Genomic DNA, 15,145 nt, shown 5'->3' on the forward strand with positions numbered 1-15,145 from the left:
ATTTATAAATTAAAATTTAGTTAATAAAGGATTTAAGCTAATAGCTTAAATTAATATAAATTGGTGATATTTTTTAACTAGAATAGTTTATAATTTATAAGAGAGAAAATAAAATTAACAACCATTTTGTTAAACAAATTCTGTTGTTATTGTTCTTGTATAAAATTCTTTATTATTTTTTGTTTTTATGCGCTCTAAAACCAATTTGGCGGCCTCTTTTCCCATTTTTTCTGCATTCTGATTTATAATTTTTAAAGCAGTATTCCATCCTGTTTTAGAATTATTGCAAAAACCAGTATATGCAATTTTATTAGTATGTAAGGTGTTACCAATTGTCATAGCTTGTACTAAAGCTAAATCATTAGCACCGTAAATACCATCAGCTTTATTTTGCTGTAATGCAAGTTTTATTTTAGTGGCTAATTCATCTATATTGGCAGCAGCAATAATACTTTTTTCTGTAGGTATGTTGTGTTTTTTTAAAGCATCTATAAAACCGCTTGCTCTTAATTTGCCATGCTCTAACTGGTTTATTAAAGTAACCATTATTGGTTTTTTACACTTTTTATTATTAATTAAATGTTCGGTTGCTTTAAAGGATGCTTTGTAGTCGTCAATAACTACACTATCACATTTTTTTAAATTGCTAATCCTGTCAAACAAAACCAGTGGTGTGCCTTCTGTAATAAGAGTGTTAATATGTTGGTAATTGTTGGTAATTGCAGTTTCTTTAGATACGCAAATAATTACGCCGTCTACATAACCACTGCCTAAAAAACTTAAATAATGAGATTCCTTTTCTGCAGACTCATTGCTAATGCTTGTAAACAGTTTATAATCGTTTTCATCTAAATATTTTTCTATACCAACCAAAACTTTTGCATAAAACGGGTTTAATACACTTGGTATAATTAAACCAATATTTTTAGTATATCCTCTTCTTAAACTGGCGGCAAAACTATTAGGCCTGTAATTACATTTACGAGCAAATTCTTGTACCTTTTGTTTGGTGCTAATACTTATTTCAGGACTATCAGATAACGACTTAGAAATGGTAGAAATAGATAAGTCTAAGGCTTTAGATATTTGTGATAATGTTGGTCTGGTGTGTATCATTATGCTTGTTCTTTTCTAACGTTTTGTTCCCATTTCCATGAAGAGCTAATCATTTCACTAAGTTCTCTAGTAGGCGTCCATTCTAATTTTTTAGCAGCAAGTTTTGTTGCGGCATATAGTTTAGGTACATCACCATCTCTACGGCTAGTAATTTCATAATTAAGTTTAGAGTTGGTGACCTTTTCAAAAGTGTTAATAATATCTAATACAGAGTATCCTACACCAGTACCTAAATTAAAACACTCAAACTGTTTTTCTTGTTTATTTTTTACAAGTCTTTTAACTGCTAATACATGAGCTATTGCCAAATCTACTACATGTATATAATCTCTAATTGGTGTGCCATCTTTAGTAGGGTAGTCGTTACCATAAACCATTAGTTTTTCTCTAATGCCAGCAGCCGTTTGTGTAACGTAAGGCATTAAGTTATTGGGTACACCTGTTGGTAATTCTCCTATTAAGCCAGACTCGTGTGCGCCTATTGGGTTAAAATATCGTAATGATATTGCGGTAAATTTGGTGTTAGCTTTGGTTAGGTCATCTAATATTTCTTCGGCCACCTTTTTGGTGTTACCGTATGGGGAAAAAGGGCGTTTGGTTTTATTTTTTTCTGTAATAGGTAATGTTTTGGGTAAACCGTATACTGTTGCAGAGGAAGAAAATATAAAATTATTAATATTGTTTTTGGTTTGTGCGTTTAATGTGTTTATAAGCGAATAAAAATTATTTTTATAATACTTTAATGGCTCTTGTACAGATTCTCCAACTGCTTTGTGTGCCGCAAAATGTATAACAGCAAATGCATCATTATGTATCGTAAATGCTTTTTCTGTGTCTAACTCATCTTTTAAATCTACATTTACAAAAGTTGGTGTTTTGCCGGTAATTTGTGAAATTCTATCAATTGTTTTTACGCTAGAATTAGATAAGTCGTCTAAAATTACAACTTCAAAATTACTTTCTAGCAGCTCTATAACCGTGTGTGATCCTATATAACCACAGCCTCCAGTTACTATTATCTTATGTTTCATTATCTATAAAATTTAGTTGTATCTAATTTGAAGTAGCTATATTATGAATTTTTTTTGAAAAAACCATACTAGTACCTACTAGTTTGTTTTATGTTGTTTTTATTTTATATTTGTCCTATGAGTATAGTTTCTGTAAAGGGCAATTCTGGAACCCCAAAGTACAAGCAAATAGTGTCTTCTATAGAAGAAGCAGTGTTAAGTGGCGCGTTAAAAAAGGGAGATAAATTACCATCTATAAATAGTATTAGAGATAAACATAAACTCTCTAGAGATACAGTTTTAATGGCTTTTAATGAGTTAAAAACACGTGGCATAGTACAGTCTGTAGCAGGTAAAGGATATTACCTAAATACAGAAGATGTCAATGTAGTGCAAAAAGTGTTTTTGTTATTTGATGAGCTTAATTCTTTTAAGGAAGATTTGTACAATTCTTTTTTAGAGACTTTAGGAGATAATGTACAGGTAGACATCTTTTTTCATCACTTTAATTCTGATATTTTTAGCAAGCTTATATATGATAATATAGGAGCGTACTCTTACTACGTTATTATGCCTGCAAACCTTAAAAACATAGGCCACATTGTAGAAAAATTGCCAAGAGACAAAGTTTACATATTAGACCAAACCAATGCAGAATTGCAAGCGTACCCATCCATTTACCAAAACTTTAAAAAAAATGTTTTAAATGGTTTGTTAGAAAGTGTTTCCTTAATAACTAAGTATCAAAAAATGATATTACTGTTTTCTCATGACAAACAACCACAAGGCATATTAGATGGTTTTAATGCATTTTGTGATACCAAAACAATAGATTGCGAGCAAATTAGTACACTACAAAATAGAGAGCCTATTAAGGGAGAACTATACTTTATTTTGGATGATAGAGCTCTAATTCTGTTATTAAAAAAAATACAAGAACAACAACTTGTTTTGGGTATGGACATAGGAATTATTTGTTACAATGATAGTTTGCTTAAAGAAGTTGTAGAAGGTGGTATTACAACAATATCTACAAATTTTAATACAATGGGAGAACGCTTGGCACAAATGATTTTATCTAATGAAGATAAACAAATAGAAAATCCAAATAGTTTAATTGTTAGAAACTCACTGTAACATGAATAAAAAGTTGATAAAAGAGGTAAAAACTAGTTTTAAACAAACATTTAAAACTAAGCCACTTATGGTTTTTTCTCCAGGTAGAATTAATTTAATTGGTGAGCATACAGATTATAATGATGGTTTTGTTTTTCCGGCAGCAATTAACAAAGGCATTGCCTTAGCTATACAAAAAACAAAAAAAGAAGTATCTACAGTTTATGCTTTGAATAAAGACGAAACATACCAATTTGGATTGCAAAATGTTGCGCCTTTGCAAAACGGAGGTTGGCGTAATTATATTTTGGGTGTAGTTTCAGAAATACAAAAAAGAGGCATAGAATTACAAAATTTTAATATTGTTTTTGCAGGTAATATTCCTGGTGGTGCTGGTTTGTCTTCGTCTGCAGCTTTAGAAAACAGCGTTGTTTATGGTTTAAATAAACTATTTAAACTAGGAATTTCTAAGGAGGAAATGATATTAATTTCACAGCAAGCAGAGCACAATTATGCAGGTGTTAAATGCGGAATAATGGACCAATACGCTAGTATGTTTGGGGTAAAAAATAGTGCTCTTTTGTTAGACTGTAGAACTGTAAAATCTAAATTATTTAAACTTAATTTTAAAGACTATAAGTTGCTTTTAATTAATACAAACGTAAAACATGACTTGTCTGAAAGTGCTTATAATGACAGAAGAGAGGTTTGCGAAAAAGTATCTAAAAAGTTAAATATAAAAGCTTTAAGAGACGCTACAATACAAGATTTAAATACGATAAAAGCAGATATTACAGAAGAAGATTACCAAAAGGCATTATACATTATAGAAGAAAACCAGCGTGTAACTTCTTTTTCTAAAGCTATTAAGGCAGATGATATACAAGAGTTAGGAGCTTTATTATACCAATCTCATAATGGGTTAAGCACACAGTTTAAAGTTAGTTGTAAGGAGTTAGATTTTTTGGTTGATAAAACTAAAAACAATCCCAATATTTTAGGTTCCAGGATGATGGGTGGTGGCTTTGGTGGCTGTACAATTAATTTAATTTTAAAATCTGAAGTAAAGTCTTTTAAAAAAGAAATTGCTAAAGCGTTTAAAAAAGAATTTGGTAACAAGTGCTCTATTTACAACGTAAAACTATCTAACGGCACACAAAAAATAAAATAACACAATCACAATTCTACTATATAATGAATACAGATTTACAAGATTTTTCGCATAAACGTTTTAATATATTAACAGGAGAATGGGTTTTGGTTTCTCCACACAGGGCAAAAAGGCCTTGGCAAGGACAAAACGAGGCGGTATCTAATGAGGTAAGGCCTGCTTATGACCCTAGTTGCTATTTATGTGCTGGTAATACTAGAATTAATGGTGAGGTAAACCCAGACTATAAAGATGTTTTTGTGTTTACTAATGATTTTGCAGCACTACAAACAGATTCTAAAACATTTTCTGTAAATGACGGTTTGTTTAGGGCAGAAAGCGAGCAAGGTATTTGTAAAGTAATTTGCTTTAGTCCAGACCACTCTAAAAGTTTGGCAGATATGGCTGTTGAGGATATTAGTAAAGTAGTAACAACTTGGCAAAAAGAGTATGTAGAGCTTGGTAGTAATGACACTATTAATTATGTTCAAATTTTTGAAAACAAAGGAGCTGTTATGGGTTGTAGTAATCCACACCCACACGGACAAATATGGTCGCAATCTACTTTACCTAATGAGATTATAAAAAAAGAAAAAGAACAAAAAGAATACTACACTAAAAATAAAAGCAGTCTTTTAGGAGATTATTTACAGCAAGAAATAAAAGCTAACGAGCGTATTATTTATAGTAATGATGACTTTGTTGTGCTTACTCCTTTTTGGGCGGTTTGGCCTTTTGAGACTATGATAGTTCCTAAAAAACAAACTCAGGATATAAGTAAATTATCAGCTAAAGAATCTACAGCGTTTGCAGATGCTATTTCTGCAATTACTAAAGCGTATGATAAGTTATTTAATACCTCTTTCCCTTATTCTAGTGGCATACACCAAGCGCCAACAAATGGTAAAAATAATAGTCACTGGCACTGGCATATGAGTTTTTATCCGCCTTTATTACGTAGTGCAACAGTTAAAAAATTTATGGTTGGGTATGAGATGTTTGGGTCTCCACAAAGAGACATAACAGCAGAACAGGCAGCAACAAGGTTAAGAGATTTAATTTAAAAATAAATGCACCAAAAGCTATTTAGCAAGTAAAAATAATTTAAGTGAAAAATAATATTAACCATAGTGTTTGTCAGTGGTGTTTTAATGATACTTCTTTAGAAGATTTTTTAATTACCATTAAAGAGTTAGGGGTAAACGCCATAGATTTAATTGGTCCCAAAGATTGGCCTTTACTTGCTAAACACGGCATACATTGTGCAATGTGTAATGGTGCAGAAATTAGTTTGGAGCAAGGATGGAATAATCCAGAGTATCACAATCAGCTTATTAAAAATTATACAGAGTTAATACCTAAAGTGGCAGAAGCTGGCTATACCAATTTAATTTGTTTTAGTGGTAATTGTAATGGTATTGATGCAGAGACCGGAATGCAAAATTGTGTAGACGGTTTGTCTAAAATTATTCCCTTGGCAGAAAAACATAATGTGGTTTTACAAATGGAATTGTTTAACCAAATAGATCATCCAGATTATATGTGCGACTCTTCTGATTGGGGCGTAGCTTTGTGTAAAAAATTAAATTCACCTAATTTTAAACTCCTTTTTGATATTTATCATATGCAAATACAAGAAGGAGATATTATTAGAACAATACAAAAAAATCATCAATATTTTGGTCATTACCATACCGCTGGTGTTCCTGGGCGTAATGAAATTAATTATACCCAAGAACTTAATTATACCGCTATAATGAAAGCCATTTTAGCAACTGGTTTTACAGGGTATGTGGCACAAGAATTTATACCTTTATCTAAAAACAAAATACAATCGTTAAGAGAATCATTCTTAATTTGTGATGTATAATTTTTATCTTGTGTGCCATCGTATTTTCAAATAAGAAATTACGCTCTATTTATTATATGATAAAAAAAACATACATACTAACAGTTTTCTTTTTTATGTTTTTTTGTGTGGTAAAAGCACAGGAAAACACCTTGCAGTATTCTCAAAAATTAACAATTACAGAAGGTGTGGCTCATAACGGTGTTACATCAATACTAGAAGACTCTAGAGGTTTTTTATGGTTTGGTACTTATGAGGGGCTTAATATGTACAACGGGTATGAGTTTAATGTATACAAAAATACCTTAGAACAAAACATTTTAACTAGTAACCGTGTTAGAAGCATTAATGAAGATACTAAAGGTAATATTTGGGTTGGTACAGACCACGGAATATCTATATACAATTATAAAAAAGAGAAATTTAATAATATATACACCAATAAGGACTTAAAAAAAGGGAACAACGGTCCTGTAATTCGTAAAATATTAATAAATAAAACGCACAAAAAGGTTTTTTGTGCAACAGAAGGTAATGGGCTATTAATTTTTAATGAAGACTACTCTTTTGTAAATCAGTTTTTTATACCGGGGACAGCTAATGATAAAAGTATTATTTTTTATGATGCTGTTGTTATAGATAAAAATAATTACTTGTTTTCTACAAGTAAAGGTATGGTGTTGTATAACATTGTAAAATCAAAATTTACAAAAGTTTTAAGTAATAATATAAGGTTTAGTAATGCGCTGTTAAAATATAATAATACTTCTATTGTGGCAACTTTAAATAGCGGAGTTGTTATAATAAACTTTAAAAAAGAAGAAAAAGGTTATTCATTTACAGCAAGCGATAAAAAACTTCAAAACCATCAATTTAATAGTATTTCTAAAGACAGGTTAGGTTTAATTTGGTTAGGAACTTTAACAAATGGTATTGTTAGAATAAAAAACCCTTCAGAATTTGTAAACAATGAAAATGCCATTACTTCTACCTTTTATTTTAATAAAGGTTTAATGCGAGTAAGTGCAATAGCAGCAGCAACTAGTACTGGCTGTTGGGTAGCAACATTTAATGAAGGTATTTATAAATTTGATGTAGAGGAGAATCCTTTTAAAAGTTACAACACAGAAAAGAATGATACCTACGGAGTTTTGTCTAACAATACATCTTCTATATCTAAAGTAGATGAAAACCGCGTTTACATTACAGCAAGTAGAGGTGGTATTGGACTTTATAACACCAAAACAAACAAATTTGAGGCACTACCATTTAATTTACCTGACGATTTTAAAATAAAAGTAGCAGGTTGTTTTGTAGACTCAAGAAAAAATATTTGGCTGCAAATAAATAAAAAAGGACTTTATTTAGTTAAAAACGGAGAAAAACAACTGAAAAAAATTAATGTAGGAGATAATACTAGTAATGATTTTATAAGGCCCAGAAGAATAGCAGAAGATAAAAATGGTAATATTTGGATTGTTTTTGTAGATAACGTTATTAAAATTAATTTAAATAAAGATGGCAACTTGGTAAAAGTAGAGTCTTTGTTTGATAATCCTTTTTTTACCAATAATAAGCCCGCTTTGTCTAGAACTGTTTACGTAGATCCATTGTATAATTATGTCTGGATAGGAACAGATTTAGACGGCTTATATAGGATAAATAACGCTAAAGGAGATTTAAAAGATGCACAAATAAAACAATATACACACAATATAAAAGACAGTTTGTCTTTATCTAGCAATTTTGTTACATCTATAATTAGGTTGCCTAATGATGAGTTTTGGATAGGTACAGAAGGTGGTGGTATTTGTAATATGGTAGATAGTAGTACTAATACGCCAAAATTTATACCCTATTCAGAAAAGCAAGGCTTATCTAACAATGTTGTAAAAAGTTTTCAGTTTGATAAAGATAATAACCTATGGATTTCTACTAACATAGGGTTAAATAAATTTAATACTGCTAATAAAGAATTTAGAAGTTTTAATAAATCTGATGGTTTACCTTTTGAAGATTTTTGGTATGCAAGTAATAAACTAGACAATGGCTATATGTTGTTTTCTGGACTAGATGGATTTTGTTATTTTAAACCAGAACAAATCTCTAATCAAGAAATTTTACCAAAGCTACAGTTTACTAATTTTAAAATTTTTAATAAAAAAATACTTCCTGGAGATACTATTAATAACAGGGTGTTGCTAAAAAAAACAATTAATGAATTATCAGCTTTAAAATTAAAACACAATGAAAATGTATTTTCTATAGAGGCTGCTAGTTTGCATTTTTCTAACACTAAAAATCATAATATAAAATACAGACTTTTACCAATAAATAAAGAGTGGATAGATGTACCATCTCATCAAAAAACAATTTATTACAATGGTTTACAACCCGGTAAATATAAATTAGAAGTAATGGCATCTAACTCATTAAATGAGTGGACACCTACAAGAACTTTAAAAATAGAAATTTTACCTCCTTACTGGAAAACAATTTGGGCTTACCTTTTGTACGCATTAGCTGCAGTTTGTTTTATATTTTTAGTAGTGCGTATAATTTTAAAAATTCAGGCACTAAACCACAAAGTTGAGATTGAAAAAATAGAGAAGAAAAATGTAAGTGAAATTAATGAGGCTAAACTTCGTTTTTTTGCAAATATTTCTCATGAAATAAAAACACCTTTAACGCTAATATCTAGGCCTTTGGAGGTCTTAACAGAGAGATTTAGGCATAATGAAGATGTAAATGAAAAATTAAGCTTAATAACACGTCAATCTAAAAAAATACAACAGTTAATAGAACAAGTATTAGATTTTAGAAGGGCAGATGCTAATTTGCTTAAAATGAATTATTCTAGATTTAGTTTTGATGCTTTTGTAAAAGATTTAATAATAGATTTTAATTTTTTAGCAGAAAACGATTCTAAAAAACTTGTTGTAGAAAAAGAAGATTGTAGAATTACTGTTGCTGCAGATAAAGATAAATTAGAAAAAATATTTAACAATCTGCTAAATAATGCATTTAAATATACTAGTTCTAATGATGTAATAACTATATCATACAAAAGTGTAGATAAAGATTTAATAGTTACAGTAAAAGATACCGGTAGAGGTATAGATAGTGTAGATTTAGAGCATATTTTTGAACGTTTTTATCAGTCTCAAAAAGAAGATAATGCGCACATAAGTGGCTCTGGTATAGGCTTGGCATTTTCTAAGCGCTTGGTAGAAATGCACTATGGTTTTATTAAGGCAGATAGTGAAGTTGGTAAGGGTACCGAAATAACCGTAAGATTGCCAATTGTAAAAAATAATTTACCTACAGATAAAGAAGTTCCAGAAGATTTAGATTTACCTAAAGAGAAAGAAGTAACCATAAACAATAAATTAATTCAGGAAAATTCACCATCTAAAATTGTTGCTACAGGAGATTTTTCTGATGCACTTATATTTTATGCCGAAGATAATTTAGAGATGAGAAATTTTGTATCTAAATTATTATCTAAGTTTTTTAAAGTAAAAACCTTTAGAAACGGAAAAGAATGTTTAGAAGCAATGGAAGATGAGTGGCCAGACATTGTAATTAGTGATGTGCAAATGCCAGAAATGAATGGTTTAGATCTTTGTTTACGTATAAAATCTGACTTAAAAACAAGTCATATACCTGTAATATTACTAACAGCATTAAGTAATATTGAAGACCATTTACAAGGTATAAGAGATGGTGCAGATGCTTACATTAAAAAACCATTTAACGTACAGCGCTTAATAACAAATACGGAAGCATTATTAACAACACGCAAGCAATTAAGGGAACGCTACCAAATTGGTATACCGCTTACAAAGGAGAACAACAAAAACAATAGAAACGATAATGCTTTCTTAGAAAAATTATATAGTTTAATAGAAGAAAATTTAGACAATCAAGAATTTGATTTAAATAGCCTTGCTAAAGAACTGTACTTAAATAGAACGCATTTTTACCAAAAAGTAAAAGTGCTTACAAACCAAACACCTTTTGAGCTTTTAAAAATATACAGACTTAAAAAGGCAGCAGAACTACTTAGTCAAAAAGGACTTGCTGTTAACGAGGTTTATATAATGACAGGTTTTAAGAGTAGAACACATTTTACCAAAGTATTTAAAGAAAAATATAATATTTCTCCAGGGAAATATGCTGCCGAAATTAACAAAAAATATACATCAGACTAACAAGCGTTTTTAAAGAGTTTTTTACTACAAGCTACATTTTATGTATGTTAAAATACACAACATAATATAAACTAAGGTTTCTTTACACTGTGAGTTTTAGTTACGTAGTGCTCACAAAAATTAGTTTTTATTTTGAGTTAATTGTTAAGATATAAGAAGGTGTAAAAGCCTTCTTATCTTTTGTAACGATAAAACCAAAATACATCCTATATGTAATTAATCTGTTTATAATATATAAAAATGAAAAAAGAAATTAGGCTTTTATTGTTGCTATTGGTTTTTGGTTTTTCTTTAATGCAAGGTCAATTAAATAAAGTTAATTTAAAAAGTAAAGGTATTACTAGTTTAGAAACAGGTTATACTATTACTAAAGTTCGTACAGCACAAAATAAAAATAACACATACGTAGTAGCTACTAGTTTTGAAGGCACTGTAATGGGTGTTTCTTTTAGTGGAAAAATACTTTGGAAAAACAAATTGTCTGGTTTTATGAACCACGATATTTGGTGTAGTGACATTAATAATGATACTACTGATGAAATTTTAGTTGCTAACGCAGATGGTACCATTTATTGTTTAGATAATGAAGGTAAATTACTTTGGAAATTTAATAAAAATACGGTTCCAATGTATGCTGTTTGTACCGTTAAAAAAGGATCTAAAAAATATGTAGTTGCTGGTGGTTTTGATAAAAGTATTTATTATTTATCGCCAAACGGAAAAATGCTAAAAGAAATTAAATCATCTACTTACTCTATAGAAAAACCTTGGGCACAGTTTAAAAAAGATTTACCAGAAAGTAATGTTTCTACAGCAAACTTTATAAGACCAATTCCTCAAAAAAACGGAGATGATGTTTTAGCTGTTTTAGGAACAAACAATCATATGAACGTTCCGGGCACTATGTATCTTTTTAACCCTTTAGAAGAACAACCGTACAGAAAAGATAAAATTGCTATAAAAGGCAAAAGAGTTCGTGTAATTGGTCATTTTACTGTAGAAGACAATGTTTCTCCAGAACAACAAATGGTAGTTTTAGGGACATCATCACACACAAACGATAGTGCAATTTTGTTGTATAATCCACAAAACGGAAAACTTACTTATCATAAAAATACAAAATTACCTTTTGGGTATGATGTTACCCATACAGTAACCATAAAGGAAAAAAATAGAACAGTGTTTTTAACGCGTGTTAGAAATCAAATTAAATTATTAGATAGTAATTTAAATGAAAAAACAGCAGAGCGTATTATTGGTAAATATGCGTATTATGATTTGTGGAAAGACACTAAAACGGGTTATATTATATTAGCAAGCTCACAAAGTGGTGGAAGTAGTATTCACATTATTAACACCCAAAACAAGTCTTGGAAAAAAGATTTTAAAGAGCTGAACCCTCCAGGAAAAATACAAACAATTATAGCAAATACTAATCAAGTTAAAGGGCAATTAAATAATTATAAAAGCCTAAAAACAGGAAAAAAACAGTTGCCTGTTTATTTAATGACAGAAAAAATAACTCCGGAGGTAGCACCTTTAAAAAAAGAAATTGAACAAAATTATACTAGTCCAGTTTTTTTAAATTCTAAACATTTACCAAAAGTAGAAAATTGGAATAGGTCTGGTTTAGCTAATGAAAAATATAGAAAAAAGAGAGATCGCAGAAAAAAATATGTTTTAACGCAGCAGCAATCTGTAGATCTTTTAACTAAAGAGTATAACAACGCCCCTGGTTTGGCTTACTGGGCTGGTCACGGTAATGATCCGTATATGTTTAGTTTAGCAACAACAAAAAAAGTTTTGGATGCCGCAAATGGTAAAAAAACTGTTCTTATATATCCAGAAATGGAAGATCATTCTAAAGATTTTGAATTTGTTGTAAATGACTTGATTTACCCTTTAGCAGATTATGCTAAAGATAAAAACACTAACATTTTTTTAAGATCCAAAAATGTATTTTGGTTGGGATCTAATTACCTAAATGCTTGGTCTGGTTTAATGTCTGGTTCCTATGCAAATGTTTTTGTGCCGTCTATGGAAGAAACAACAGATAAAACTATGGAGCTTAGTTTGGCTGGTAGAACCGGTATTTGGGCTAGTGGTGCGGTTAATGGCTGGGGAACACGTGCAGTTCCAGACAATACTGCTTTTGATAGGTCTAGGCAATATGGTGCACAGCAATTACCTAATCATTTTTTACGAATGTTAATTTTTCATACAGCTAATGGTGCGCAGTACATTAACAACTTTCCTGTAAATCAGGAGTATATTAGTTTGTATTGGGAGTTAATTGCTAAAGGAGTTTTGTACACACCTAAGAGAAATGAAATAGTTAGTTTTTCTCCAGTACATTTAAGTATGAAATCTCCAGATGAGCACTTTTTAGATGATGGTTCTAATGTAAAATGGACCGTTAAATACAATGAAGAGTTTGAAAAAAACAACCCTTTTGTTTTTAGTAGAATGAACGGTTCTTGGCCTGGTGCTCCTGTTACAGAATGGGATTTTTCTAGATATGCAGCAGGAGTAAAAGAGCGCAGGCTAAATTTTTTAGCACCTTACAATAATGGTTTGGTTTTAATAACACCACCACAACAAGGAGTGTTTGCAATTAAAAATGCAGAAAGAGGTCTGTTAAAAAATAATTTACATCCGCTTTACAAAAATATATTGCAAGAGTATATCACAGATGGGCACTCTTATTTCTCTGCTGATGGCAAACAAACATATAGCGCAGATACGTATTATAAAACAATAGAAAATTCTATTAAGCAAAGTGCAAAGTTATTACCTATAACGGTAGAAGGAGACGTTGCTTGGGTTGTTGCGCAAATTGCGCCAAAAAAGTTAAGACTTACACTTATAGACAGTGGATACTTAAATCCATCTTCTAAACAAGCAATAATTCATTTTAATACTGTAAAGCCAACTAAAATTGTAGATATTTTAACTAAAGAGACTTTTGCGGTGAATAATGCCAATACAACGGTTACTGTGCCACTTGGTTTATTTCGTTTTATAGATGTACAATTAAACAATGAGTTAAAATAGGCTTTACTTATGGTAATTGTATTTTAATTATTTACAAATACATTTTATTTATTTATAAGCACAAAAAAAAAGATAGGCATAACTATGTTTACCATAGGTTATGCCTAAATTTTAATATATAAGTGAATGAAAACTATTTTTAAAAATATTTCTGTAATTGCTTTCTGTACTATAACATTATTAAGCTGTAATACTAATAAGCAGCCTAAAAATGTAGTTGATGGTAAGAAAACAAGTCACACTAAAATATCTTCTCCTAACATAATATTATTTGTTGCAGATGACCATGGTTTAGATGCTTTAGGAGCTTATGGAAACCCTGTAATTAAAACACCAAATTTAGATAAATTAGCCGCAGAAGGCACAAAATATACTAATGCATATTGTACCAGTGCCAGCTGTGCGGCAAGTAGATCTGTAATATTATCAGGTAAGTTTGGTCATGCAACAGGCTCTTACGGTCACGTTCATGATTACCATCATTTTAGTACGTATGACTCTATTACATCTTTACCTGTTTTATTAAGCAAGGCAGGTTATGAAACTGCCAGAATAGGGAAGTACCACGTAGCACCAGAAAAAGTATATCATTTTAATACAGTACTAGAAGCAGACCCTAGAAATACGGTAGAAATGGCTAATAAATGTGCAAGTGTTCTAAAGTCAGATAAACCTTTTTTTCTGTATTTCTGTACAGATGATCCGCACCGTGGACACCCTTTTACACCAGAGGAATGGGACACTCCTAATAGCTTTGGAAACAAAAAAGAAGGATATAACGATGTAAACACAGTAACTTATAATCCAAACGATGTTTTAGTGCCTTCCTTTTTGCCCAACACGAAACAGACTAGAGAAGAAATAGCACAATATTACCAGAGTGTATCTAGAATAGACCAAGGGTTTGGAAAACTAATGAAAATGCTAAGGGCAGAGGGCAAAGATAAAAACACTATAGTAATTTATATCTCAGATAACGGAATGGCTTTTCCAGGAGCAAAAACATCTGTACATGAACCTGGTATTAAATTGCCTTGTATAATAAAAGACCCTAGTGTAAAAGTCACAGGCGTTACTAGTGAAGCTATGGTTTCATGGGTAGACCTTACACCAACTATTTTAGATATGGCTAAAGTAGATTACAACAAAAATAAGTTTCATGGTACATCTTTTAAAGAAACTGTAGGTACAGAAAAAAAAGGAAATTTTACAGAAATATACGCATCACATACCTTTCATGAAATTACAATGTACTACCCAATGCGTGTGGTTAGGAGCGGTAATTATAAACTAATTTGGAATATTGCTTACCGTTTAGAGTATCCTTTTGCATCAGACCTTTGGGCTTCATCTACATGGCAAAGTATTTACAGAACTAATCAACCATATTTTGGACCTAAAAAAGTACAAGACTTTTTATTTAGACCAGAATTTGAGTTGTATGATTTAGATAAAGATCCTAACGAACTTAATAATCTGGCAAACAAACAAGAGTTTAAAAATAAACTTGAAAATTTAAAAGAAAAGCTTAAAGAATTTCAGACAAAAACAGCAGATCCTTGGAAAATTATGTGGAACCATGATGCATCATTACAAGGAGCAGGAGTTAATCTTTAAAAATACCTAACAAAACAAA

9 protein-coding genes are annotated in these 15,145 nt (G+C 30.5%); 7 read left to right on the top strand and 2 right to left on the bottom strand.

What is annotated here, in order from left to right; translation table 11 throughout:
* Positions 1-129: 129 nt before the first annotated feature.
* Together PBN93_RS11655 and galE are read right to left on the bottom strand one after the other, a co-directional pair.
* Positions 130-1,116: a LacI family DNA-binding transcriptional regulator gene (locus PBN93_RS11655; protein WP_077406340.1), complete on the bottom strand. Its 987-nt coding sequence runs from the start codon at positions 1,114-1,116 to the stop codon at positions 130-132.
* Positions 1,116-2,147 carry a UDP-glucose 4-epimerase GalE gene (gene galE, locus PBN93_RS11660; protein ID WP_077406343.1) on the bottom strand — a complete coding sequence of 344 codons (1,032 nt, stop codon included), beginning with the start codon at positions 2,145-2,147 and terminating at the stop codon, positions 1,116-1,118. Before galE ends, PBN93_RS11655 begins: the two co-directional genes overlap by 1 nt.
* A 117-nt stretch (positions 2,148-2,264) precedes the next feature.
* On the opposite strand from galE, the gene PBN93_RS11665 reads away from it, so the two are divergent.
* The 7 genes from PBN93_RS11665 to PBN93_RS11695 all read left to right on the top strand — a co-directional run bounded on the left by PBN93_RS11665 (position 2,265) and on the right by PBN93_RS11695 (position 15,126).
* The gene (locus PBN93_RS11665; RefSeq protein ID WP_077406523.1) at positions 2,265-3,263 is read left to right on the top strand and encodes a winged helix-turn-helix domain-containing protein; all 999 of its coding nucleotides are present in this window, start codon (positions 2,265-2,267) and stop codon (positions 3,261-3,263) included.
* 1 nt (position 3,264) lies between these two features.
* Positions 3,265-4,413, top strand: a complete 1,149-nt coding sequence (gene galK / locus PBN93_RS11670) for a galactokinase (protein WP_077406346.1) — start codon at positions 3,265-3,267, stop codon at positions 4,411-4,413.
* 23 nt (positions 4,414-4,436) lie between these two features.
* Positions 4,437-5,456 carry a UDP-glucose--hexose-1-phosphate uridylyltransferase gene (locus PBN93_RS11675; protein WP_271080715.1) on the top strand — a complete coding sequence of 340 codons (1,020 nt, stop codon included), beginning with the start codon at positions 4,437-4,439 and terminating at the stop codon, positions 5,454-5,456.
* A 44-nt stretch (positions 5,457-5,500) separates the two neighbouring features.
* Positions 5,501-6,262 (top strand): hydroxypyruvate isomerase family protein, encoded by a 762-nt coding sequence (locus PBN93_RS11680; protein ID WP_271080716.1) that lies wholly within the window; start codon positions 5,501-5,503, stop codon positions 6,260-6,262.
* A 56-nt stretch (positions 6,263-6,318) separates the two neighbouring features.
* On the top strand, positions 6,319-10,455 hold the full coding sequence (locus PBN93_RS11685; protein ID WP_271080717.1) for a hybrid sensor histidine kinase/response regulator transcription factor: 4,137 nt from the start codon (positions 6,319-6,321) through the stop codon (positions 10,453-10,455).
* Between the two features lie 240 nt (positions 10,456-10,695).
* A complete protein-coding gene (locus tag PBN93_RS11690) occupies positions 10,696-13,509 on the top strand; it encodes an outer membrane protein assembly factor BamB family protein (RefSeq protein WP_271080718.1) in 2,814 nt (937 codons plus the stop codon).
* A 126-nt stretch (positions 13,510-13,635) separates the two neighbouring features.
* Positions 13,636-15,126, top strand: coding sequence for a sulfatase family protein (locus PBN93_RS11695; RefSeq protein WP_271080719.1), 1,491 nt, complete (start codon positions 13,636-13,638; stop codon positions 15,124-15,126).
* Positions 15,127-15,145 lie beyond the last annotated feature (19 nt).

Source organism: Cellulophaga omnivescoria (assembly GCF_027915275.1).
Classification (GTDB): Bacteria; Bacteroidota; Bacteroidia; order Flavobacteriales; family Flavobacteriaceae; genus Cellulophaga; species Cellulophaga omnivescoria.